The 22,572-nt window shown below is 40.2% G+C and carries 25 protein-coding genes; 12 read left to right on the forward strand and 13 right to left on the reverse strand.

The features are described from left to right. Nucleotides 1-3 precede the first annotated feature (3 nt). Together eutC and F902_RS14860 are read left to right on the forward strand one after the other, a co-directional pair. On the forward strand, nt 4-816 hold the full coding sequence (gene eutC / locus F902_RS14855; RefSeq protein ID WP_005204669.1) for an ethanolamine ammonia-lyase subunit EutC: 813 nt from the start codon (nt 4-6) through the stop codon (nt 814-816). A 114-nt stretch (nt 817-930) separates the two neighbouring features. Continuing rightward, the gene (locus tag F902_RS14860) at nt 931-1,641 is read left to right on the forward strand and encodes a glutamine amidotransferase (protein WP_005204671.1); all 711 of its coding nucleotides are present in this window, start codon (nt 931-933) and stop codon (nt 1,639-1,641) included. A gap of 89 nt (nt 1,642-1,730) precedes the next feature. Here F902_RS14860 and F902_RS14865 read toward each other — a convergent pair whose 3' ends face one another. Beyond that, the gene (locus tag F902_RS14865) at nt 1,731-2,156 is read right to left on the reverse strand and encodes a hypothetical protein (RefSeq protein WP_005204672.1); all 426 of its coding nucleotides are present in this window, start codon (nt 2,154-2,156) and stop codon (nt 1,731-1,733) included. 12 nt (nt 2,157-2,168) lie between these two features. Continuing rightward, nucleotides 2,169-2,582 (reverse strand): MarR family winged helix-turn-helix transcriptional regulator, encoded by a 414-nt coding sequence (locus tag F902_RS14870; RefSeq protein ID WP_004806068.1) that lies wholly within the window; start codon nt 2,580-2,582, stop codon nt 2,169-2,171. 90 nt (nt 2,583-2,672) lie between these two features. Here F902_RS14870 and F902_RS14875 point away from each other — a divergent pair, with 90 nt between their 5' ends. Next, nucleotides 2,673-3,581 (forward strand): alpha/beta fold hydrolase, encoded by a 909-nt coding sequence (locus F902_RS14875; RefSeq protein ID WP_005204674.1) that lies wholly within the window; start codon nt 2,673-2,675, stop codon nt 3,579-3,581. A 138-nt stretch (nt 3,582-3,719) separates the two neighbouring features. Here the strand turns inward: F902_RS14875 and F902_RS14880 are convergent, their stop codons facing one another. Beyond that, nucleotides 3,720-5,447 carry a glutamine--tRNA ligase/YqeY domain fusion protein gene (locus tag F902_RS14880; protein WP_005204676.1) on the reverse strand — a complete coding sequence of 576 codons (1,728 nt, stop codon included), beginning with the start codon at nt 5,445-5,447 and terminating at the stop codon, nt 3,720-3,722. A 167-nt stretch (nt 5,448-5,614) separates the two neighbouring features. Between F902_RS14880 and F902_RS14885 the strand changes: the two genes are divergently transcribed. From F902_RS14885 to nfsB, 3 genes are all read left to right on the forward strand, one after another. Then, nucleotides 5,615-6,124 carry a peptidylprolyl isomerase gene (locus F902_RS14885; protein ID WP_004661403.1) on the forward strand — a complete coding sequence of 170 codons (510 nt, stop codon included), beginning with the start codon at nt 5,615-5,617 and terminating at the stop codon, nt 6,122-6,124. An 88-nt stretch (nt 6,125-6,212) separates the two neighbouring features. After that, a complete protein-coding gene (locus F902_RS14890) occupies nt 6,213-6,929 on the forward strand; it encodes a UDP-2,3-diacylglucosamine diphosphatase (protein WP_005204678.1) in 717 nt (238 codons plus the stop codon). Between the two features lie 290 nt (nt 6,930-7,219). Then, nucleotides 7,220-7,873 (forward strand): oxygen-insensitive NAD(P)H nitroreductase, encoded by a 654-nt coding sequence (gene nfsB / locus F902_RS14895; RefSeq protein ID WP_005204680.1) that lies wholly within the window; start codon nt 7,220-7,222, stop codon nt 7,871-7,873. A gap of 62 nt (nt 7,874-7,935) precedes the next feature. Here the strand turns inward: nfsB and F902_RS14900 are convergent, their stop codons facing one another. The 7 genes from F902_RS14900 to tsaE form a co-directional block, all read right to left on the reverse strand. After that, nucleotides 7,936-8,562 carry an NAD(P)H-dependent oxidoreductase gene (locus F902_RS14900; RefSeq protein WP_005204683.1) on the reverse strand — a complete coding sequence of 209 codons (627 nt, stop codon included), beginning with the start codon at nt 8,560-8,562 and terminating at the stop codon, nt 7,936-7,938. 78 nt (nt 8,563-8,640) lie between these two features. Then, nucleotides 8,641-9,228 carry a TetR/AcrR family transcriptional regulator gene (locus F902_RS14905; RefSeq protein ID WP_005204684.1) on the reverse strand — a complete coding sequence of 196 codons (588 nt, stop codon included), beginning with the start codon at nt 9,226-9,228 and terminating at the stop codon, nt 8,641-8,643. Nucleotides 9,229-9,261: 33 nt separating this feature from the next. Further along, the gene (locus tag F902_RS14910) at nt 9,262-10,119 is read right to left on the reverse strand and encodes an EamA family transporter (RefSeq protein WP_004806050.1); all 858 of its coding nucleotides are present in this window, start codon (nt 10,117-10,119) and stop codon (nt 9,262-9,264) included. Nucleotides 10,120-10,200: 81 nt separating this feature from the next. Beyond that, nucleotides 10,201-10,716, reverse strand: coding sequence for an RNA chaperone Hfq (gene hfq, locus F902_RS14915; RefSeq protein ID WP_004806048.1), 516 nt, complete (start codon nt 10,714-10,716; stop codon nt 10,201-10,203). A 91-nt stretch (nt 10,717-10,807) separates the two neighbouring features. Beyond that, nucleotides 10,808-11,752 (reverse strand): tRNA (adenosine(37)-N6)-dimethylallyltransferase MiaA, encoded by a 945-nt coding sequence (gene miaA, locus F902_RS14920; protein WP_005204687.1) that lies wholly within the window; start codon nt 11,750-11,752, stop codon nt 10,808-10,810. A 6-nt stretch (nt 11,753-11,758) separates the two neighbouring features. Further along, a complete protein-coding gene (gene mutL, locus F902_RS14925) occupies nt 11,759-13,696 on the reverse strand; it encodes a DNA mismatch repair endonuclease MutL (RefSeq protein WP_005204689.1) in 1,938 nt (645 codons plus the stop codon). Then, complete coding sequence (gene tsaE, locus F902_RS14930) at nt 13,686-14,162, reverse strand: tRNA (adenosine(37)-N6)-threonylcarbamoyltransferase complex ATPase subunit type 1 TsaE (protein ID WP_005204690.1); 477 nt, start codon at nt 14,160-14,162, stop codon at nt 13,686-13,688. Before tsaE ends, mutL begins: the two co-directional genes overlap by 11 nt. 122 nt (nt 14,163-14,284) lie before the next feature. Here tsaE and imm48 point away from each other — a divergent pair, with 122 nt between their 5' ends. The 4 genes from imm48 to F902_RS14950 all read left to right on the forward strand — a co-directional run bounded on the left by imm48 (nt 14,285) and on the right by F902_RS14950 (nt 16,590). Then, entirely contained in the window at nt 14,285-14,677 is a 393-nt protein-coding gene (gene imm48 / locus F902_RS14935; protein ID WP_005204691.1) for an Imm48 family immunity protein, read from the forward strand. A gap of 38 nt (nt 14,678-14,715) precedes the next feature. Beyond that, complete coding sequence (locus F902_RS14940) at nt 14,716-15,630, forward strand: pseudouridine synthase (RefSeq protein WP_017402163.1); 915 nt, start codon at nt 14,716-14,718, stop codon at nt 15,628-15,630. A 109-nt stretch (nt 15,631-15,739) separates the two neighbouring features. Beyond that, nucleotides 15,740-16,048, forward strand: coding sequence for a type II toxin-antitoxin system RelB/DinJ family antitoxin (locus F902_RS14945; protein ID WP_004806039.1), 309 nt, complete (start codon nt 15,740-15,742; stop codon nt 16,046-16,048). A gap of 98 nt (nt 16,049-16,146) precedes the next feature. Continuing rightward, on the forward strand, nt 16,147-16,590 hold the full coding sequence (locus F902_RS14950) for a GNAT family N-acetyltransferase (protein ID WP_005204693.1): 444 nt from the start codon (nt 16,147-16,149) through the stop codon (nt 16,588-16,590). On the opposite strand, the gene F902_RS14955 is transcribed toward F902_RS14950, so the two are convergent. Beyond that, a complete protein-coding gene (locus tag F902_RS14955) occupies nt 16,591-17,304 on the reverse strand; it encodes a pseudouridine synthase (RefSeq protein ID WP_005204694.1) in 714 nt (237 codons plus the stop codon). It lies immediately after the preceding gene. A 246-nt stretch (nt 17,305-17,550) separates the two neighbouring features. Here F902_RS14955 and F902_RS14960 point away from each other — a divergent pair, with 246 nt between their 5' ends. Together F902_RS14960 and F902_RS14965 are read left to right on the forward strand one after the other, a co-directional pair. Beyond that, nucleotides 17,551-18,063 (forward strand): glycine zipper 2TM domain-containing protein, encoded by a 513-nt coding sequence (locus F902_RS14960; protein ID WP_005204696.1) that lies wholly within the window; start codon nt 17,551-17,553, stop codon nt 18,061-18,063. 136 nt (nt 18,064-18,199) lie between these two features. Continuing rightward, on the forward strand, nt 18,200-19,201 hold the full coding sequence (locus F902_RS14965; protein ID WP_017402164.1) for an LLM class flavin-dependent oxidoreductase: 1,002 nt from the start codon (nt 18,200-18,202) through the stop codon (nt 19,199-19,201). A gap of 60 nt (nt 19,202-19,261) precedes the next feature. On the opposite strand, the gene F902_RS14970 is transcribed toward F902_RS14965, so the two are convergent. Next, nucleotides 19,262-21,340, reverse strand: coding sequence for a sensor domain-containing protein (locus tag F902_RS14970; protein WP_005204700.1), 2,079 nt, complete (start codon nt 21,338-21,340; stop codon nt 19,262-19,264). A 275-nt stretch (nt 21,341-21,615) separates the two neighbouring features. Further along, complete coding sequence (gene ppsR / locus F902_RS14975; protein WP_004806023.1) at nt 21,616-22,452, reverse strand: posphoenolpyruvate synthetase regulatory kinase/phosphorylase PpsR; 837 nt, start codon at nt 22,450-22,452, stop codon at nt 21,616-21,618. Nucleotides 22,453-22,572 lie beyond the last annotated feature (120 nt).

A 22,572-nucleotide genomic window follows, 5' to 3' on the forward strand; every position in this document is an offset into this window, starting at 1 on the left:
CTCATGAAGCTTTCCAAGGACATTCAATTTCCTGCACAGGCGCATCAAGACCAGTGGGAAACACTAAAACAGTTTACCGATGCCCGTATTGCCATTGGACGTGCAGGGTGCAGCATTCCAACCCATGCATTACTTGATTTCCAACTCAGCCATGCCCAAGCCAAAGATGCGGTTTTTCAATCACTGAATGTCACGCATCTGCAAGAACAGCTACAGAAACTAGGTCTAAACCCGATCCATGTACAAAGTCAGGCTGAACATAAAGAGCTGTATTTGAAGCGACCTGATTTAGGGCGTTTACTTTCAACCGATTCGACGCAACTGCTTCAGCAGATGCAAAAAGATTCGCAGGGTTGTGATGTCTGTATTGTGATTGGTGATGGTTTATCAGCTCGTGCCATTGAAGAAAATGCACTGCCTTTTATACAGGCACTGATCCAGCCTTTTGCAGAACAACAGTGGTCCTTAGCTCCTGTAGTGATTGCCACAGGCAGCCGGGTTGCTTTGGGCGACGAAATTGCTGAAATTTTTCAGGCTCGTATGTTGATTATGCTGATCGGTGAACGTCCCGGACTCAGTTCACCTGACAGTATGGGACTCTACTACACATGGAAAGCGCAAAGTGGTTGCCTAGATTCACAACGTAACTGTATTTCCAATATTCGTCCTGCAGGATTAAGTACGCCGATTGCCACACAACGCTTATTGGCTTTAATGCATAACTCCAAACGACTGGGCTTATCTGGTGTCGATTTAAAGGATGAACATGTGGTTCCAACTGTTGAAGAACATCATCAACGCAGATTGCTTTTTTAACTGCGCAATTGGACAGCCCTATTTTCCAGCGCTGTCCAACACGCATAAGGTCAACACATCGGTCTTAAAAATGATTTAAGATACAACATAATTTTTATTCATTGGTACTCGGTCATGCCCCTCGCTTCTCACCTAAAAACCGTTTACGCCATTCAGCATCTTGCTTTTGAAGACCTTGGTTCATTAGAAGATATTTTTTATCAATTGGGTTTTCGCGTCCGTTATTTTGAAGCGGGTGTGGATAATCTGAGTCCCGCACTTAATTATGAGGGCTTAACGATAATTCTCGGTGGCCCAATCGGCGTCTATGAAACCGAGGACTATCCGTTTTTAGTGGATGAAATTGAGGGTTTAAAACAACGCTTAAAAGCCAATAAACCCACCATTGGCATTTGTTTGGGCGCACAGCTGATTGCACATGCACTGGGGGCAAAAGTCTATGCTGGACATCAAAAAGAGATTGGTTGGAGCAAATTAGACATTAAAGTTCTTGAGACGAATCCCTTAGCCGCATTAGAAAATGTCGAAGTGCTGCACTGGCACGGCGACACTTTTGATTTACCTGAACATAGTAGCTTATTGGCAAGTTCGGCGATCTATCCAAATCAAGCTTTTTCTGTCGGCAATAACATCTTGGCCTTGCAGTTCCATCTTGAAATCGCTGAAGAAAACTTTGAAAAATGGCTCATTGGCCATACCTGTGAAATACGTCATGCGGGTTTATCCATTCCTCAATTACGCCAAGATAATCAGGCTTATGCAGCACAGTTGGAACAACAGTGCCGACTGGTCATTCAAACGTTCTTAGACCATCTGAATGTTTAAAGCTTGCTATTTTAGAACTGTAAAAAAAGCCCAACATTAAATCGCTGGGCTTTTTCGATGGTTCATCCATAAGCTCTGTTGCACCAATGTTAAAGCTGTGTTGTTGCCTGCATTGGCAGTAATCGAGAATCTTGAATTGCTGCAATACGATGTCCATTTCCCTTCATGCATTCTGGATTCTGTGCAAACGACATAAAGCTGTCAATGGATGTTTGTTTTACCAACATCACTATGTCCCAATACTCATCAGAGGGGCCGATAAAAAATTCACCCGCATTGGCAAGCAGTAAGATATCGCCACCCGTTTGCTGTAGAAATGGACGTGTATGGTCGATATAGCGCTGAAAAGCCTCTCGTCCTGTAATTGGGGTTGCTGGTGCTAAATCTGGATAATCTGAATAATCCGCCACTTGCTTCAATCGAAGTAAGTTCAACATGACGACCTCCCCTTGAAGATGTCGCTTAAATAAACGAATTCCATCCTCTTGTGTTGGGAAAATATACGCGTCTTTCATTTTTCCTCCCCTTTAAACTTTTAATTTATTTAACAAAAGCTGTAACGTCTTGATTTCCTCTTGATTGAATAATGCAAAGATAGAATCAACCGTATGCTCGACCGTCGTGATCGCATTGCTAAGAAGTTCTTGACCACTTGCACTCAGTACAACAAAGCTTTGTCTCGCATCACGTGGATGGACCGTCTTTACGATCAGTCCAGTTTTTTCCATAGGTTGCAACACTCTGGTGACACCAGAAGCCGTTAGTGCAACTTTATGGGCCAATGAGATTCGATTTAATCCCACCTCAGGCACCAGACCAAGGTGATACATTAGTATGAATTCCGTCAGATTAATTCCGTGTACGCTAAGCGCCAGATCAAGTTTTTTACTCAATAAAGAACCAACAAGGTGTTGATCCAGTAATAATTCAAGCTTATTCATAACCAATTTCAATGCAGATACAATGCTTGCAATATAATTGATAACTCAAGTATATTGCAAGCATTGTATCTTACTTTTTTGAGATGAAGCATGAATGAGGTCTCTACAAACAATCTCTATCTCCACTACGATATCTTTGGCGCTGAGCATGAAAATACCATTCTATTAATTTCAGGATTAGGTACTCAGATGATTCATTGGCGTGATTTATTCTGTCAAATGCTTGCTCAAAGAGGCTTTCGAGTCATTCGGTTTGATAATCGAGATGTTGGTTTGTCAACACATTTGCATGATCAACCCGCTCCAGAATTGAATGATCTGATCCATGCTAGCCAAAATGGCGAGAACATCAAGATTGCTTATACGCTTCACGATATGGTTGAAGATACAGTGGGATTACTTGATGCTTTAGCAATTGATCAAGTCCACATTATTGGACGCTCTATGGGTGGGATGATTGCCCAACTGATGGCAAGTACTTACCCTAAAAGAGTCAAGAGCTTGATATCCATTATGTCGAGTACAGGAAACCCAGCGCTTCCAAGTGCCCAAGCTGATGTTATGGCGCTGCTCACCCGCCCCAGTCCAGATCCACATTTGAATAAAACTGATTTTTTTCTGCATAAACTGCATTTTGCAAAATATATTTCGAGCCCTCGATTTAGTTTTGACGAAAATGCGTATTTAAAACTTATTTCACAGGAATATGACCGCAATTACGATCCAGATGGGCTAAAAAGGCAAATTGCTGCAATTGCTGCAACCGGTGATATTCGCTCATACCTCGCCCGCATCGTTGCCCCGGCACTGGTGATTCATGGCACAGAGGATTTATTAATCCCGATTGCATGCGGCCAAGATAGCGCAAAGTCTATTTCTGGTGCAAAGCTATTAAAAATTGAGGGTATGGGACATGATTTGCCAACAGATCTCTATCAATTCATCATCGATGCGATTGCTGCCCACATCCAACAAGCAAGGCATCACCAAGATCAGTAACAAACCGACCGACCAACAATCGCACAATGCGATACACCGATTTAAAATAAAATGCTTAAAAAACCCATTAGCAGCAGAAATAAAAAGCCGATTTGAAAACAAATCGGCTTTTTAAGATCAAGACAATAAATTCAAAACTTATTTCTTGTCAGCTTTAAAGCTATCTTTCAGATCCAGAATACGGTTAAACACTGGCTTTTCAGCTTGATGATCATGTTGATCCGCAACAAAATAACCTTCACGTTCAAACTGGAAACGATCTTCAGGTTTTGCTTGTGCTAAAGCTGGCTCAATCACCGCTTGAACCACTTGCAATGATTCTGGGTTTAAATGTGCAAGGAAATCATCATCTGCATCTGGTGCTGCTTCGTTAAACAAACGATCGTAAATACGCACTTCCGCAGGTACACCTTTGGTCGCAGAGACCCAATGAACAACCCCTTTCACCTTGCGGCCTTCAGGGTTTTTACCTAAAGTTTCAGGGTCAATTGAACATTTAAGTTCGATCACTTCACCATTGGCATCTTTAATTACTTCATCACACTTAATCACATAAGCATGACGTAAACGCACTTCACCATCAGGAATCAGACGTTTAAAGCCTTTCGGTGGTACTTCTTCAAAATCTTTACGATCAATATAAAGTTCACGTGTTAACGGAATAATACGTTCGCCCATATCCACGTTTGGATGACGTGCATGAGTGAGATCCAATTCTTCAGGTAAATTGGTCAATGTCACTTTCAATGGATTGAGTACTGCCATACCGCGTGCTGCGGTATTTTCCAAAGACTGGCGAATACAGAACTCAAGCATTGCCACATCAACAATACCGTCCGTTTTCGATACACCAACACGCTTACAGAAATCGCGTAAACCTTCTGCGGTAAAACCACGGCGACGCATCCCAACGACTGTTGGCATACGTGGATCGTCCCAGCCCTGTACATGCTGACCTTCAACCAATTTACGTAATTTACGTTTAGAGGTAATGGTGTAATCGATATTTAAGCGTGAAGACTCGTACTGACGTGGTACAGCTTGCGAGTGAACTTTTTCTACAATCCAGTCATAGAATGGACGATGATCTTGGAATTCTAAAGTACAGAGTGAATGGGTAATACCTTCAATCGCATCAGACAATGGATGAGCGTAGTCATACATTGGGTACATTTTCCATTTATCACCAGTTTGATGATGTTCTGAATGCAGTACACGATAAAGAATCGGATCACGCATATGCACATTCGGGCTTGCCATGTCGATTTTGGCACGAAGTACAGCACCGCCCTCTTGAATTTCACCATTACGCATTTGTTCAAAACGCGCAAGATTTTCTGCAACAGTCGCATCACGATAAGGTGAGTTTTTACCTGGCTCAACGAAATTACCACGGTTCAACTTAATTTCTTCTGGGGTTTGTAGATCAACATAAGCATCACCTTGTTCAATCAACTGAACAGCCCATGCATAAAGTTGGTCAAAATAACCAGAAGCATAGCGAGGCTCGCCATTCCAGTTAAAACCTAACCATTTCACATCATTGGCAATACCATCAACATATTCTTGTTCTTCGGCATCTGGGTTAGTATCGTCAAAACGTAAATTACATAAACCTTCAAATTCTTCGGCAATACCAAAATTCAAACAAATTGCTTTGACATGACCAATGTGTAGGTAACCATTTGGCTCAGGCGGGAAACGAGTTACAACTTTTTGGGTACGACCTTCTTTTAAATCATCGGTAATGACTTGACGTACAAAGTCTAAGCCTGCCTGTTGTTCTTGCTGCGCGGCATCGACAGAGGCATGGGTATTCGGCGTCGGGGTCTTTGGCAGTTCAGAAACAACATCATTTGGCTTCATAGGGTGTAAATCACTTCTTACAGTTAAAAATGGGAAATAAAAACGCAATCTTTGCTATTTATGAAAGATTTTAACGTTTTTTACTTGCCTTGTAGTTTACAGTTTGCTTATGCTTCTCTCAACCAAAAACCCATGGTCAATTTGCCCATGTTTAGGAGATTAATGTAATGAGTTTTCCTCAAGTCGAATTAAACACCAACAAAGGTCGTATTGTTCTTGAGCTTAACGCTGAAAAAGCACCAAAAACGGTTGCAAATTTCTTAGAATATGTACGTGACGGTTTCTATGACGGCGTAATTTTCCACCGCGTGATTGATGGTTTTATGATCCAAGGCGGTGGCATGGATGAAAACTTCAAAGAAAAAGCAACACGTGACTCAATCGAAAACGAAGCTGACAACGGCTTAAGCAACGATGAAGGCACAATTGCAATGGCGCGTACTCAAGCTCCGCACTCTGCATCTGCTCAATTCTTTATCAATGTTAAAAACAACTCTTTCTTAAACCACACTGGTAAAACAGCACAAGGCTGGGGTTATGCAGTATTTGGTAAAGTCGTTGAAGGTCTTGATATCGTAGAAGCGATCAAAGGCGTACGTACAGGTAACCGTGGTTATCACGCAGACGTTCCTTTAGAGAACGTTGTAATTGAATCTGCTAAAATTATTTCTGAATAAGAATCTCCCCTAACCCCTCTTTTAAAAGAGGGGAAACTCCTCCCTTTACAAAGGGAGGCTGGGAGGGATTATAAAATAGGATAAAAGTGTGACCTACCTGTTTATCTCAGATCTACATTTGTCACCTGATCACCCTCGACTCGTTCGAGGGTTTTTAGCTTTATTGAAACAATATCAGGATAAAAACACGCAACTCTATATTTTGGGTGATTGGTTTAATGCTTGGATTGGTGATGATTACACTGCCCCATGGTTAGATGAAATTGTCAGTGCTCTGCAAAAATTCACCGCAGCGAACAACCAAATTTATTTCCAAGTCGGTAATCGTGATTTTGCTTTAGGTCAAAAGTTCTTAAAACAATTTAATGGGATTTTGCTCCCTGACATATATACCTTAAATATTCAGCAGCATACCTTCCGTTTAGAACACGGCGATGCGCTCTGTACTGATGATGTTGCTTACCAACGTTTTCGTAAAGTGATTCGAAACCCTTTATTACTGGGCTTTCTGAAAAGCTTGCCACTTAGCTTTAGACAAAAGCTTGCCAATGGTTTCCGTAAAAAAAGTAGCGAAACCAAACAACTGAAAAGTTATGACATTATGGATGTTAATGCTCAAGCAGTAGAATCCGTGATTGAACACGTTGATTATTTAATTCACGGCCATACCCATCGTCCAGAGATTCACCATGTCCTTAACAAACAACGTATTGTGTTAGGAGATTGGCGAGCAGATTCAGCTTGGATTTTAGAGCTCAATGAGCAAGAAAATTATCAATTAGATTTTAAACAGTGGTTCTATTAGTTAATCACTCTTTAACTGATCTTAACGACTTCTTTTATCTCTTCATATTTTTATCTCAGCCATTCATTAATAAATTATTGCCTTACACTTGGATAAGAACTTTAGTCACTTTAAGCATCTTGCACTTTGCTAAACCTTCAATCGGTCATCTCCTTACGCTTGATCAGAACTTTAATCGCTCTAACCCACTCATATACGACTTAAATCTATATAGAAATCACATTTAGCTACTTTTCGTGAAATTTAGATCAAGTAAAATAAATTAAATTTTAAAATCGAGTGAATGACGGATGGATACTTTAGCTACAGCAAAAACACGTTACGCCACAAAAGCTTATGATGCAGAGAAAAAAATTCCTCAAGCACAATTTGAAAAACTACTCGAAATTTTACGTTTCAGCCCTTCTTCGGTAAATATTCAACCTTGGCACTTTTTGGTTGCTGAATCTGATCAAGCAAAGCAGCGTATTGCATCGGCATTGACTGGCAATTATGTGTATAACGCGGCCAAAGTTCTCAATTCTTCACATACCTTAGTATTTTGCACGCGTACCGATATTTCTGCTGAATACTTAGAACAATTATTACAGCAAGATGATGTCAGTGGTCGCTTTAAAGACGAAACTGCCAAACAAGGACAACGTGCCACCCGTTCTGGTTATGTTGAATTCTATCGTAATGAACTGAAAAATCTTCCGGCATGGATGGAAAACCAGACCTACCTTGCACTTGGGCAACTGCTTTTTGCTGCGGGTCTAGAAGGAATCGACGCAACACCTATGGAAGGGTTTGATAGAGAACTCATAAATAAAGAATTTGGTTTGGCTGAAAAAGGCTTCAAAGCCTCTGTAATTGTTGCACTCGGTTATCGCAGCGACAGTGATTTCAATGCCAAACTGCCAAAATCACGACTACCAGATGAAGTGGTTTTTACTCGCCTATAACAGCACTTATTGAATGAACGCCCTAATAATAACTAGTTAAACCTTATTATTAGGGCTTAGCATTACGCATTCGTATTGATTTGAGATTGACTTAAAACCGTCTGGTCTAATTCTTCAAAGAAGACCTTCAGATCATCAGCCTGAATAAAATCTGCTTTAAATAGCATTGAGGTTTGGACATCATCAATCCCACAATAGGCAAAAATACCTTCCACGATTTGTTTGTGAATCGCTTGTGTATAACCGTGCCGATCATACCCAGATTGCGTCCCTGTTGCAGTCCCAATCAGTTTGACTGGAATATTTTTTAGAGTACCCAATAGATTCCCCTGTTCATCGTATTTGTAGGCCCAGTCCTGACTAAATACACGTTCAAACCAGCCCTTTAAGAAAGCTGGAACCGACCACCAATACACAGGAAAAATAAAATAAACAATATCCGCACGATCAAAGCGCGCTTGTTCAAATTGGACCTCTGCATCCAAAGCTTGACGACCACGATAAGCTTCAATATCAGAAAGCGTCATCACAGCTTGAAAACCTTCCTTATATAAATCGGCAATTTCTACTGAAACACCCTTTCCAGTTAAATCATGAGAAATATGCTGTGCAATCTGATGAGAAAGTGATTGGGTATCTGGATGCGTTATAACAATCAAAGCATGCTGGAATTTATTTGAATTAGACATAGATCCATTCCGAATAGATGATCTACACAAGTTACCAATAGTAACTTATGCTGTCAACTCGGTTTATGATGCCTGTAATTAGGTCGCTGAATAATCTTGTAAAATAACTAAAAGTGAATTTTCCATCACCTGCTGTGCAGTCAGTGCATCAATTTGATTTTTACTTGCTGCTGTCGATACCGTTTCAATCAAGCCCATGATCGCGATCGCGATCGCCTCACCCTCTTTTCCATCCAATTGAATAAATGGATGGATGCTTTGTTTAAAAATTTCTGTGAATTTTTGCTGACATTGCTGAAAATAGTTTTGCAAGATATCACTACCAGACAAAGCAGCAATCACCAATCCAACCTCTGGACCCGTTGAGATAAAACAACTTAAATAAGCGTCGCAAAAAATATGGATGGTTTGCTGTAAGGTTTTTGCTTCAGCAGCTAAAGACCGATTAAGCTCTGCAGTCTGTTTATCATCAAACTCCTGATAAATCGAAATCAGTAACCCTTCGCGGTCAATAAAATGTCGATAAGCAATTGGTTTAGTAATACCAGCTTGCTCTGCTAAATATCCCAGAGTTAGGGCTTCTACACCCTGAGTTCGAATAATTGAACGGGCCACCTGCAACAATTGTTGTCTGCGCTCTTCCTTACTTAGTCTCTTACCAGTCATAATTTTACTTCCATCAAATTTAACCAAATCGCTTTACATCATTGCTTTGGCTAAACACAGAACTGCAACCACACCACAGATCAATCCAATCCAGGTATAAGCTTTTAACCGTTCTTTAAATAATACGACGCCACTAAGAACACCAAGTACCACGACAAGAATATTCATCCCAGCAAAAACAATGGCAGGGGTTTCTTTGAAAATCATATGTGCTTTGACATATAAGGCAATATTGGCAAAATTGAGTACACCTAAAAATAAACCTGTAAAAATATTTTTAGGCTGCCAATTGGGTTGAGTAATTGCGATATAAGCGATGGATAAAATAAAGGCTGCAATAAACGTTAAATTCAGTGTGACTGCAAACTGTAAACCTAAACTACTACTATATTTAAGTAATATATCGACAGCAGCATAACCCGCCCAAACACTAAACAAAAACAAGGCTGATTTTAAATTCATGCCTTTACTAGCCTGCTCTGTGGCCTGTCCGATAATAATCGCTAAAATCGCAATGATGCCCAGTACGACACCAATTAATTTTAATTGGCTAAACTGCTCCCCAAAAATAAAATAGGCAGCTAATAACGACAGTATGACTGCAAGCCGCTGAGCAATTTCCGTTTTCAGGATACCTGCAAATTGCAAAGACTTCGCCAAACATAAAAATATGCTGGGTAATAACACAGCTAAAATAAGAATTAACCACCAAGGGGTATGATTCAAAGAGATATGCGTAATATCGGTTTTAAACCAATAAAAACATAAAAGGCTTGCGCTCAAATAATTCCACGCAATCATTTGAAAAACATCAAATCCCTTTGCCTTTAAGTATTTCAGCAAAATTGAGACCAATACACTACAACATGCCGCAGCAACAATCATTTCCATAGTATTTATTCTAGCTTTTTAATAGACAAAAAAATGCCAGTCTAGCGTGAGACTGGCATTTTCTTAAAGATCTTCAATCAATTAACGATTGTTTTCGTCTTCTTGACCATCTTCGAATTTAGTTTCGCCATCGAAGCCACCTTGATGACCAAAGCCACCTTGACCACCGAAGCCACCTTGACCACCGAAGCCACCTTGACCACCGAAGCCGCCGCCTTGACCGCCGAAGCCGCCTTGACCGCCGAAGCCACCACCTTGACCACCGAAGCCGCCTTGACCGCCGAAGCCGCCACCTTGACCACCGAAGCCACCAGCAGCGCCTTGACCACCGAAGCCACCAGTAGCGCCTTGTGCAGGGAAGCCACCAGCAGTACCTTGAGCACCAGCAGGACGTGGGTTACGCGCAGGAACAACTGTAGAAATCGCGTGTTTATAAACCATTTGACTTACAGTGTTTTTCAACAAAACAACATATTGGTCAAATGACTCAATATGACCCTGCAATTTGATACCGTTTACAAGGAAAATAGAAACTGGAATACGTTCTTTACGGAGAGAATTTAAGAACGGATCTTGTAAAGTTTGACCTTTAGACATTTTTAACTCCAAAAAATTTTTAAATCAGCGCAAAAAAACTATCTTTATTTTTCAACTAAAAATTATAAAAAGACAGCCTGCGAATTTTGCTTTATCCAAAGAAGTTTCGCAAGTCTTCTTTCGCCTGCTTTATCGTCACGTAAGTTTTAAAATCGTGTATTTCTTGCAAAGAACGTAACCATGTGTATTGACGTTTAGCTAATTGCCTCGTCGCAAAAAGGGCTTTGTTCTCCATTTCTACTTTATTTTTGAGACTTAAGTCACTTTTTAGTAAAAAATCTAAAGCTTGACGATAACCAACAGACCGCATAGACGGTAAATCATCATTTAAATCGTATTTTTTAATCAAGTCCTCTACTTCATTCAAAAAACCAATATTCCACATTTTGCTCAATCTTTGCTCAATGCGTTGATGTAATTCTAAACGATCTGGCATTAATGCGTAGTTATGAAATATGTAACGATATGGTTGATTTTTAGGTTGTTCAGCTTGTAGTTTTGTTATCGGTTCACCCGTGATTCGAAACACTTCAAGCGCACGAATGATGCGCTGCTTATCCGATACTTTAAACTTTTCTCCTGCAACAGGATCTACCTCAACCAACTCTTCGTAGACAGATTGCCACCCCTGTTGTTCAGCTTTCTGGAGAATGGCATCACGTATCGTTTGATCCGCATTGGGTAAATTACTTGCCAGACCTTCAAGCAAGGCTTTAAAGTACAACATGGTTCCGCCCACCAAGATTGGGGTTTTGCCACGGGCATGCATATCATCAATCAATGGGCAAACATCTTCAACAAATTGTGCTGCCGAATACACCTCTAAAGGTGTAATAATATCAATCAAATGATGTGGATATTGCTCTTGTTCTGCTTTGGTTGGTTTCGCTGTGCCGATATCCATATCTTTATAAACTAAAGCTGAATCGACTGAAATCAGTTCGCAATTTCCACGCTCATAAAGTTCACATGCCAATGCTGTTTTACCGCTTGCGGTAGGCCCCATTAAATTGATGACGGGCAATTGATTTGACATGTAAAACTACTCTCCTCGAGCAAATAATTTATCTAATTGATGGAGTGGAAACGCACGCCAAGTTGGACGCCCATGATTACATTGGCTGGCAAACTCGGTTTGTTCCATTTGACGCAATAAAGCATTCATTTCCGATAAACTTAACTGACGATGCGCACGCACAGCACCGTGGCAAGCCATCCCAGCGAGCAATTCATCACGTTTTTGCAATAAACCTCTCGCTTCATCATTTGGATCAAGATCATTCAGTAGTTCTGGAATAAGATTGCCAAAATCAGCCTTATGCAAAATCGCAGGGACACCACGCACAATCACTTGATCATCACCATATTGATCGACTTCTAAGCCGAGCCGTTGCAATTGTGATTGTAAATCTTCGATACGTGTCGCTTGCATGCGTGTGATAGATACAATTTTTGGGATCAATAACTGCTGAGACGTCCAAAACTCAGGTTTATCCCATGCTGACTTCATTTGCTGCAGCAAGATACGCTCATGTGCCGCATGCATATCGACAATAATCAGGCCTTCAGTATTTTGCGCCAGAATATAAATCCCATGCAGTTGTGCGATTGCAATCCCTAAAGGAAACTCATCTACACGTGATGGAGCTTGATCATTTCCATCTTCTGCATCTTCACGTAAAGGCGCCAAATAACTTTTAAGTGCATTATTCAACTGTGCAGAACCGTTATAACGTGGTTCTTGTGGTGTTGAATTGTAGTGCACTGCTTGTGGACGACTTTGATTAAACTCAGTCAATAAATCAGTCGACACAGCCACTTGCTGATTGACTTGAGGTTCTGCTTCTACCGTCGCACGATGTAAATTGAATTGTTCTTGGTATTTTGGCTGTGGTTGATAATTAAAATGATCATCCGCCGCATCTGTTTTCATTGCCTGTGCTAAATCTGCACTTGCAGTCTGAAATTGAGACAAGGTTGCTTTGGCATAGTGACGTACAAATTCATGCACTTCACGCTGGTTTAAAAAGCGGATTTCATGCTTGGTCGGATGCACATTCACATCAATATTTTCAGGATCAACTTCTAAAAATAACAAATAGGATGAATGTTGATGACCATGCAAAATTCCGTCATAGGCCATACGCAACGCGTGTGAAATGGTTTTATCTTTAACAATACGACCATTCACATACACATATTGCATGTCAGCTTGTGCACGTGCATCCGAAGGATGTCCCAACCAGCCAGATAAGCGCATATTGATACTGTCTGAATCAATCCAGTACGCATTTTGGATAAATTGCTGACCCAATAACTGTTGCACGCGCTGATAGCGTAATTCACCACTGTCAGCGACAGGTAGGTTTAAACGAATATTATCGTTATGTTCTAGTACAAAACGAATATCGAAATGGGTTAAAGCCAGACGGCGAACAATTTCTTCAATATGATTAAATTCAGTGGTTGGTTTTTTTAAGAATTTACGACGTGCAGGTACATTAAAAAATAAATCCTGTACACGAATGTGTGTGCCTTTTTGTGCAGCGACCGCTTGAATTTGTTGATGATCAAAAGCCGTACCATTCACTTCAACTTGATAGCCCACACCTTGCTCATCTTGACTACTGGTCAGAGTTAAGCGCGATACGGCTGCAATTGACGCTAAAGCCTCTCCTCGGAATCCCAGACTCACAATCGCATGTAAGTCATCAGCAGTTTGGATTTTGCTGGTGGCATGACGCATCACCGCTAAAGGTAAATCTTCTGAATGAATACCATTACCGTTATCAATGATTTCAATCAGCGTTGAACCACCTTGCGCAACACGGATAATTAGCTCCGTTGCACCCGCATCAATTGAGTTTTCTAATAGTTCTTTGACCACAGATGATGGGCGTTCAATTACTTCACCCGCCGCAATCTGGTTAGCTAAGGCAGCATCAAGGGTATGAATACGACGAGTTGAATCATGCGCCATTCAATTGTTCCTGCAAAATTTGAGATAAAGATTCGGATTCAGTGGTCAAGGTGACAAACCGTGTCAACTCATCATCCGATTTTTGAATATCAATCACCACATCAGGTTTCGGAATTTCATCACCACCTTTCGATGGCCATTCAAACAAAAATAAAGCATCAGGCGTTTCTAAATAATCACGGATGCCCATTAACTCAAGTTCATAGGGATCATTCAAACGATACAGGTCAAAATGGAAGATCTCTTTACCTTGAATAGTATAAGGTTCAACCAAGGTATAAGTCGGACTTTTGACCGAACCTTGATGCCCTAACTTTTGTAGAAAGTAACGGGTAAACGTGGTTTTTCCTGCACCCAAATCACCAATTAAATAAATAATGCCAGAGCGCACCTGTTCAGAAAGGATATGTGCAAAACGCTGAGTGTCTTGTTCATGATTTAAAGTAAATTTCACTGAAGATGACATGGCAAATAAAACAAAATTGGGATGGTGGCTATGATAACATTGCCCTGCTTTAAAGCCTAATCCATAGAAAGAAGTTGATTCTTTTTAAAACAACTCCTAAATTATTTTCTGAGGAAACTGTTGTGGACGAACATCGGAAACTCATTTCGAAATTTACGCATCAGCTTTTTTTATCCATCGAAAAACCTTTTGAGACAACAACTGAGCTAGAACGGCAAATTCTTGCAAGTTTTAGTTTTGGTACAATTCATGCCCAATGTTTTTTAAACCAACTCCCTGCTTTAGAGATTCATAAACTTGCAATTTTTATTTTTACTGCAGAATTTAAATATGCACCTCAACAAGCACAAGATTTTGTAGAACATCTCATTGAAGTTGCAAGTGATAAAGAGCTTCATCCGACCACGCATGCAATCATTCATAGAGGAATTGATGGGCACAGGCAATTCATCAACTCGGATTATGTTAATCTAAGCAAAAACATCAACGAGATACTTAATCTCATTTGTTCTTAAAATGCCGGACCTTAATTTTAGTGGCATCATTTATCTCTATGAATCAATTCTCAAATAAAGATTTTACTCCTCCACTCATAAATGGTGTCAGTGCCAGTAAAGTCTTTTTACCTCACGATGTTTCTGCACTTACTATTTTTGATTATCTCTGCCAACACTTCCCACATATTCAGATCAGCGAATGGCAACAGCGTTTTGCCGATGAGCTGATTTATGCAGCAGATGGCAGCAAACTCACATTGGATAGCCCCTATACACCCAATACCCATATTTTTTATTATCGTTTCCTTGCGCATGAAGTGCATGTTCCGTTTCAGCATGAAATTTTATTTGAAAATGATGATCTGCTTGTCGTCGATAAACCACACTTTTTGACCATGACACCAACGGGGCAATATGTACAAGAAACCCTCTTGGTCAGACTGAAAAAACAAACAGGCTACGAAGATCTCACCCCCATCCATCGACTTGATCGAGAAACAGCCGGTGTGGTTTTATTCTGTAAAAAAGCCACCTCAAGAGGTGCGTATCAGCAGCTTTTTGCCGAACGAAAAGTGCAAAAAACCTATCATGCCATTGCAAAATATCGACCTGAACTGGATTTTCCGCAAATTTTGCAACTACATTTAGAAAAAGGTCAGCCTTTTTATACGATGCAAATTAATCCTGAAAAACCGAATAATACTGAGACTTTAATTGAACTGTTAATGCATGATCAGCAGCATGCCAAATATAAACTCAGTCCTAAAACAGGAAAACAGCACCAATTACGCGTGCATTTAAATTATCTGAATATTCCGATACTTAACGATTCTTTTTACCCTCATATTGAGCATAAAGCAGAGGATGATTTTAGTCAGCCATTGCAGCTACTTGCCAAAGAAATTTGGTTTATTGATCCGATTCTAAATCAAGAAATGCAGTTTAGCTCTAAGCTTGAACTCACATTGTAAATACACCGTAATGACAAAAATTCTATTTTTTCACTTCAAAAATATTGAAATTACATTGCAATGGTTTAAAATACATGACGATAACTAAAAATATTTGGTCTCATTCTTCATGCGAAAAACAGAAGTTTATCAGGTTCGCCTCGATTCACAGGAAAAGAAGCAAGCTTTTGCCGTGTTTAAACAGTTGGGTATCTCCCCTGCTCAAGCCGTTCGCCTTTTCTTTAAACAAGTGGTACTCACCAAGTCGATTCCATTTGCAATTGAAAACCAGAACATCAACATGGAACAGTTATTAAAACTGCGTAAATCAAAAGCAGCAGCCAATACTGAAAACCCATCTTCTGTCGAAATTGAAGATGATCATGAAGACTTATTTGAAGAGTTGAACGCCCTTCTTGGTGAAAGTGACAAAACTTAACAATGTTGCATTTATAAACAAGTTTTTATTTTTTAAGCTGAATTTTTTTCGCTATTCTGACAGTCCTAATAAAATTATAAGTGTAAGGATGGGCAGGAATGATAGTTAAGCGAGCAACAAAGGAAGATCTTCATCAACTTGCTGTCTTGTTTGACGAATACCGTCAGTTCTACGGTGCATCATCAAATATTGATCAATCTTATCAATTTTTAAAACATCGCTTTGACAACAAAGACAGTGTCATTTTCATTCATGTTAAAGATGACGTATTTACAGGCTTTGTACTACTCTACCTTGCTTTTTCTTCGGTGGCTTGCGAAACCTACTATATTCTCGATGATGTCTATGTCACTCCCTCTTATCGAAAACAAGGTTCCGCTAAACAACTGATTGATACAGCGATCTTATTCGCACGGCATGAAAATGCACAACGTATCAGCCTAGAAACGCAAAAAAATAATTATCAATCTCACCGTCTTTACGAACAAATGGGCTTTATCCAAGACAGCGAGTTCAAAACCTTCCATTGTTTTTTAAAGTAATTATTCCTCTAAGGCGACGTTCTGACTTAACTGTTTTTGCGAAGGAGTTAAATAGACCCATTCACCTTCCTCCAGCTCAGGAAGTTCGAGTAAACCCACTTGATGTCGATGTAAGACCTCAACTTTATTTCCAACAGCTGCCAGCATACGTTTGACTTGATGGTAAACACCTTGGTGAATGGTCATTGCAATTTGATGTTCTGAGAATAATCGCACATCGGTGGCGGCATAGATGCCTTTTTCATTACGCAGTTCGACACCTTGCTCTAAGCCGTATTGCTGTTCAGCTGTAACTGGATCTGCTGTGGTCACATGATAAACTTTGGGTACATGTTTACGGGGATGTGTTAATGCCTGTAGATATTGCCCATCATCGGTCAGCAATAATAGGCCTGTAGTATCTTGGTCTAGACGGCCCACGCATTGAATCCCACGATGCAGCAAAATTTCAGGAAAAAGACTAAATACACTTTTGTGATGTGTCGCCTGATGCGAACATTCATAGCCTTGCGGTTTATTTAAAACAATATAGACATGCTCTCGATATTGGTATTCTTCACCAAATACCTGAAAGACCAGTTGATCGGTATTGAAATTCTGTTTCGGGTTATCACAGACCTGATTATCAATCTGAACAGAACCATTTTTAATTAACTGCTGACAATACTTACGTGAACCAAAGCCTTGTGATTGCAAAATTTTTTCCAGCAGCATAAATAAATCCTAAGCTAAACTACGGCCATTGTACTCGATTACAACGCTAGCTGTTGCTCGTTGCCTATTCATTCTTTATTTTTATAATTTATTCACAATCTCTTCACTTGTAATACAACCCATACAAAACCCTCGTCAAACACTCTCAATCTAGATATTGCGCTCCATATTTTCAGCCACAAGTTTTGTTACATTTGTCACAAGCAAAAAGAATATTGTCCAAAAGAATGGATAAGGAGTTTCACCATGAAATCGAATATGTGGTTATGTAGCGTTATCTTAGCAGCATCTTCAATGATGACCGTTGCACATGCAGATAATACCACTCGTGTTGCCGCAACCTCTGCCCTAGGAAGTGTAGTTGGTACCGCCTTAGGAAAACAACTTGGTGGTGATACTGGTGCAATGATTGGCTCTGCAATCGGTGGTGCTGGCGGTGCAGCTGCATCGAGTAATCGACGTGACCGTACTGAAGCTGCTATTGGTGGTGGTTTAGGTGGTGTGGGTGGTTATACCGTTGGCCGTAATATGGGCGGAAGCAATGGTGGTTATATTGGTGCGGCACTCGGTGCAGCTGGTGGTGCAGCTTTAGGTCAAAAAGTGGGTCAGGACCGCGATGCTGATCGACGTTATGATGATCGTCGCTATGACCGCCGTTATGATAACCGTCGTTCTTACGATGACCGTCGCTATTACAATTCTCGTGAAAGCTACCGTCATGACAATGGCCGCCATCGTGGCTGGTACAAACACCGTTAATCAGATCAAAACGTTTTACCCCTTTAGCGCCCTCGGGCGCTTTTTTTGTTTGATCAAAACTATATATCGATCTAAAACGATATACAAAACCAAACTTATATCGTATTATTTCGATATATAGTTTTGAGACACCATGATGAAATCACTACAAGATATAAAATTCTCTATCCTAGAACTCGCTCCTGTTCGAGATGACAAGAGTATCGAGTTTTCTCTCCGTCATGCATTAGAACTCGCGCAACATGCGGAAAAATTAGGTTATGAGCGTTTTTGGTTGGCTGAACATCATAATATGGACGGGATTGCCAGTTCAGCAACAGCAGTTTTATTAGGATTTATTGCCGCAAATACGCAGCACATCCGTTTGGGCTCTGGCGGTATCATGCTGCCAAACCATGCACCATTGGTGGTTGCAGAGCAGTTTGGAACACTAGCCACACTCTATCCAGACCGTTTTGAACTCGGCTTGGGTCGTGCACCAGGCACAGATCAAATGACCATGCGCGCCTTACGTCGTGGCCGTCAGGAAACTGAAGACCAATTCCCTCAAGATGTGATGGAGATTCTGCAATACTTTAAAGCACCGCAACCGAATCAGAGAATTATCGCCACACCAGGTCAAAATACCCATGTGCCTGTTTGGTTACTCGGCTCAAGTTTATTTAGCGCACAATTGGCCGCAAAACTTGGACTGCCTTATTCTTTTGCGTCTCATTTTGCACCAAGAATGTTAGGTCAAGCTATTGAGATCTATCGTGATAACTTCCAAGCTTCGGAATACCTCGATAAACCTTATGTTTCAATGGGTGTCCCAACAGTCGTTGCTGCAACAGATGAGGAAGCTCAATATCTGGCGACCAGTTCATATCAACGTATTTTGAATCTGATCCGCGGTCATAGCTTAAAGCTTAAACCACCGATTGATTCAACTGAAGGTCTTGCATCTAGCGCTGAACAAGTGGCAATTCAGAATTTTTATGCCATGGCACAAATTGGTTCTCAAGAAACTGTTAAAGCTGGATTAAATAAAATTGCAGCGCAATATGATGTCGATGAATTCATCTTTACTTGTGATATCTACGATACGCAAAAACGCTTAGATAATTTTAGTTTATTGATGGATATTAAAAACAGCTAAATCTTTGGCTTAAGTCTACAAGGTTCATTTCCCAATCAGCCTTGTAGATTCACCATCCATTTAAATTCCAGCTTGGAGCATCTCTGTTGCTTGTTCTACATTCACAGCTCGGCTAAATAAATAGCCCTGTCCGATTGAGCATCCAGAAGATTTTAAGAGTTCTAATTGTTCGGTGTTCTCAATACCTTCTGCAACAATATCCAATGATAGTTTTGGTCCCAAAGCGATGATCGCCTGTACAATGGCTAAAATCGCCTCATCATCATTCATTTGACGAATAAAATCACAGTCAATTTTTAAACAATCTACTGGATAATCCCGTAAACGGGTTAAAGAGGAATGTCCTGTACCGAAGTCATCCAATGATATTTTAACGCCTTGTTGTTTCAATAAATTTAATGCTCGAATCACATAGTCAGAACCACGATCATCCAAGATATGTTCAGTAATTTCTATTTCTACTAAATGATGTGGAATGTTGTAAGCGTTTAAACGGTGAAGTAAACGCTCAGCATAATTGTCTTTTAGAAACTCGACTGGTGCTGCATTGATTGAAACAGGAACAACATCCAACCCTTGCGCTATCCACGCTGCAATATTTTTAAAAACTTTATTCTGCATTGCATCGCTAATTTTTGTCGCCAGAATATAGTCTTGAAATGCTTGTTCAATATTACAAGGTGAATGTATATGCTGATCTTCCGTCTGCCAACGCAATAACGCCTCGAAACCAACCACCTTCGCATCTGCTAAACGCACTTTCGGCTGGTAAAATGGGACGATAAGATCATCACGAATAATATGGCGCGCATCATTTAATTGAATTGCAATGTTTTGAGCCGCAACTTGCATCTGCTGGTTAAACATACGAAAACCACCACGTCCCGTCGCTTTCAAATCATTGAGCGCAGTATCTGCGCATTTCATTAAATTAGCTGAGTCTTTTGCATCTCGTGGATAAATCGCACAACCGATACTCATACTGCCATTAATCAAATTGCCAGCATAAGTAATCGGGGCTTCTAACTGTCGACTCACATCCACAGCTATTTTTTCAAGCTCTACTTGTGTCTCAATTCCATTGACGACAATAGCAAACTCATCACCGCCTAAACGAGCGACAAAAGTGTTTTCAGGCAAAATGTTTTCTATTCGCTTAGACAGAACACGGAGTAGATGATCTCCAGCTGCATGGCCAAGCGTATCATTGACATGTTTAAAGTAATCTAAATCCAGCAACATCAAGCCGAGTAACTTCTTGCCTTTTTTATGTCGATGTAATGCACGCTTAAGTTGTAATTTGAAGAAACGACGGTTATATAATCCTGTTAAATCGTCTAACTCACTTGAAAGCTGTAATTGGATTTCAGTTTGTCGTTGTGTGGTCACATCGCGAGACAGACACAAAACCTGCACGATCTGGCCCTTATCATTTAATATCGGCGTGAGTAAATTATCCCAATATTGTCTTTCAGTCCCTTCTCCACTCATCCCACGGAAACGCGCAGCCTTCCCTTTAAGTGCCGTTTTTAAGGCATAACTTGCCTTGGTTCTTATTTCCACAGGTAACAGCTCGGCCCACTTCATGCCAAAGCTATTTTGGCTTTGAGGAAGATTAAGTGCGATACATCCCGTTTTATTGACATGCAGTAAAGAGCCATCTGCTTCTAATAATTTTATGCAATCAATACTATTATCCAGCATGTTGGTTTGGGCATTAATACACTGAACTAAGTTTTGTTGATACTGCTTGGTTTCATGGATATCAACGCTATTGATAAACCAATGTGCTTTTTCTTCTGAATTCGCCGCTATAAATTTTGCTGACAATAAAAACCAGCGATATGCACCAGACTGATGTTTTAATCGGCATTCAATTTGAAATGAGGATTTATCGGTAAATGCCTGCTGCCACTCATTTTGGAAGATTGCTCTATCCTCAGAATGGATTAAATCGACCCAGTCTTTTGCAAAATGTTCTAGGTCATTAAAACCAATATACTCTTGACCTAAACTATTAAAAAAATACGCATCTCCGGACTCAGAGAGTAGCCAGACCAGACTCGGAATACGGTTAAAAATATTTTGTTGGGCCTCACTCAGTTGATGGTTAGAGTGAAAAGGAATAGCCAAGTTCACAGACTTCTGTTCCAAACAGAACTCTCTCTATCAAGATATTCAGTTGCAATAAAAGCCATAGACCACCAACAATAAAAAGTGAGATTTAAATCACAGTATTGTAGCAGAAATGCAATAAAATTATCACCAATTGCAGACCGATCAGTTAGATTTACTTTATTATTTAATATCAATTATTTATTTTAAATTCACGATATTTGTCAAACTTTCTTTAAGAAAATGATCTAAAAAATTACAGACTACCTCATCTTGAGGACTGAGGTAGTCAGGCATGATTAGCCAATACGACGTTTTAAACCCGTCATTTGTAAGACACGTGTTGAGATTTCCTCAATCGACATTTCCGTGACATTTAAATATTTAATCCCTTCAGAAATATAAATCCCTTCAATCGCACGTAATTCCATCTGACACTGGCTGAAACTTGAATAGCGGCTATTCGCTTTACGTTCGTTACGGATTGCCACCAAACGTTCGGCATCAATCATCAAACCAAATAGCTTGTTTTTATGTTCGCGCAGTACTTTTGGCAAACGATTGTCATCCAAATCTTCTTCAGTCAATGGATAATTCGCTACACGAATACCAAATTGTAATGACAAATAAATTGAGGTCGGGGTTTTTCCTGAACGTGATACGCCAATTAAAATAATGTCGGCTTTGTCATAATGGCGTGTTCTCGCCCCATCATCATTGTCCAGTGCGAAATGTACCGCATCGATACGTGCTTTATAATATTCAGAATCAGTCACCGCATGAGTTTGTCCAACCAAAGTGGTCGGTGGCGTACCTAGTTCTTGTTCTAATTTACTAATCAAGCCTTCAAAAACGTCTAAGTTGACTGCCTTAGCAGTATTGATAATTTCACGGACATGCGGGTCAACTAAAGTATCAAAAACTAGCGGCAAAGAACCATCACGACTTTGACATGCATTGATCTCTACAGCGACATTCATAGCCGCCTCTTCAGTCGTAATATACGGTATAATATGGATGTCAAAATCAACGTTTGGAAATTGCGCAAGTAGTGAATGTCCAAGGGTTTCTGCGGTAATTGCGGTACCATCTGAAATAAAAAAAACGCTCCGTTTAATTTCTTTACTTACGGGCATCAAAATTCTCCTTAAACATTTGTCTTAGTGCTCTATAATCTTTATAGTAAACTCATCTAACATGACTGTCGCTTAGTAAAACACTAAATCTAAGCACTTTTGTATAATTTCATACCAATG

This window comes from Acinetobacter higginsii, assembly GCF_000369525.1.
Classification (GTDB): Bacteria; Pseudomonadota; Gammaproteobacteria; order Pseudomonadales; family Moraxellaceae; genus Acinetobacter; species Acinetobacter higginsii.

What these genes read in the sequence shown, in the direction of transcription:
- eutC (WP_005204669.1), top strand. Translation starts at nt 4, where the DNA reads ATGAAGCTTTCCAAGGACATTCAATTTCCTGCACAGGCGCATCAAGAC.
- F902_RS14860 (WP_005204671.1), top strand. Translation starts at nt 931, where the DNA reads ATGCCCCTCGCTTCTCACCTAAAAACCGTTTACGCCATTCAGCATCTT.
- F902_RS14865 (WP_005204672.1), bottom strand. Translation starts at nt 2,156, where the DNA reads ATGAAAGACGCGTATATTTTCCCAACACAAGAGGATGGAATTCGTTTA.
- F902_RS14870 (WP_004806068.1), bottom strand. Translation starts at nt 2,582, where the DNA reads ATGAATAAGCTTGAATTATTACTGGATCAACACCTTGTTGGTTCTTTA.
- F902_RS14875 (WP_005204674.1), top strand. Translation starts at nt 2,673, where the DNA reads ATGAATGAGGTCTCTACAAACAATCTCTATCTCCACTACGATATCTTT.
- F902_RS14880 (WP_005204676.1), bottom strand. Translation starts at nt 5,447, where the DNA reads ATGAAGCCAAATGATGTTGTTTCTGAACTGCCAAAGACCCCGACGCCG.
- F902_RS14885 (WP_004661403.1), top strand. Translation starts at nt 5,615, where the DNA reads ATGAGTTTTCCTCAAGTCGAATTAAACACCAACAAAGGTCGTATTGTT.
- nfsB (WP_005204680.1), top strand. Translation starts at nt 7,220, where the DNA reads ATGGATACTTTAGCTACAGCAAAAACACGTTACGCCACAAAAGCTTAT.
- F902_RS14900 (WP_005204683.1), bottom strand. Translation starts at nt 8,562, where the DNA reads ATGTCTAATTCAAATAAATTCCAGCATGCTTTGATTGTTATAACGCAT.
- F902_RS14905 (WP_005204684.1), bottom strand. Translation starts at nt 9,228, where the DNA reads ATGACTGGTAAGAGACTAAGTAAGGAAGAGCGCAGACAACAATTGTTG.
- F902_RS14910 (WP_004806050.1), bottom strand. Translation starts at nt 10,119, where the DNA reads ATGGAAATGATTGTTGCTGCGGCATGTTGTAGTGTATTGGTCTCAATT.
- hfq (WP_004806048.1), bottom strand. Translation starts at nt 10,716, where the DNA reads ATGTCTAAAGGTCAAACTTTACAAGATCCGTTCTTAAATTCTCTCCGT.
- miaA (WP_005204687.1), bottom strand. Translation starts at nt 11,752, where the DNA reads ATGTCAAATCAATTGCCCGTCATCAATTTAATGGGGCCTACCGCAAGC.
- mutL (WP_005204689.1), bottom strand. Translation starts at nt 13,696, where the DNA reads ATGGCGCATGATTCAACTCGTCGTATTCATACCCTTGATGCTGCCTTA.
- tsaE (WP_005204690.1), bottom strand. Translation starts at nt 14,162, where the DNA reads ATGTCATCTTCAGTGAAATTTACTTTAAATCATGAACAAGACACTCAG.
- F902_RS14940 (WP_017402163.1), top strand. Translation starts at nt 14,716, where the DNA reads ATGAATCAATTCTCAAATAAAGATTTTACTCCTCCACTCATAAATGGT.
- F902_RS14945 (WP_004806039.1), top strand. Translation starts at nt 15,740, where the DNA reads ATGCGAAAAACAGAAGTTTATCAGGTTCGCCTCGATTCACAGGAAAAG.
- F902_RS14950 (WP_005204693.1), top strand. Translation starts at nt 16,147, where the DNA reads ATGATAGTTAAGCGAGCAACAAAGGAAGATCTTCATCAACTTGCTGTC.
- F902_RS14955 (WP_005204694.1), bottom strand. Translation starts at nt 17,304, where the DNA reads ATGCTGCTGGAAAAAATTTTGCAATCACAAGGCTTTGGTTCACGTAAG.
- F902_RS14960 (WP_005204696.1), top strand. Translation starts at nt 17,551, where the DNA reads ATGAAATCGAATATGTGGTTATGTAGCGTTATCTTAGCAGCATCTTCA.
- F902_RS14965 (WP_017402164.1), top strand. Translation starts at nt 18,200, where the DNA reads ATGAAATCACTACAAGATATAAAATTCTCTATCCTAGAACTCGCTCCT.
- ppsR (WP_004806023.1), bottom strand. Translation starts at nt 22,452, where the DNA reads ATGCCCGTAAGTAAAGAAATTAAACGGAGCGTTTTTTTTATTTCAGAT.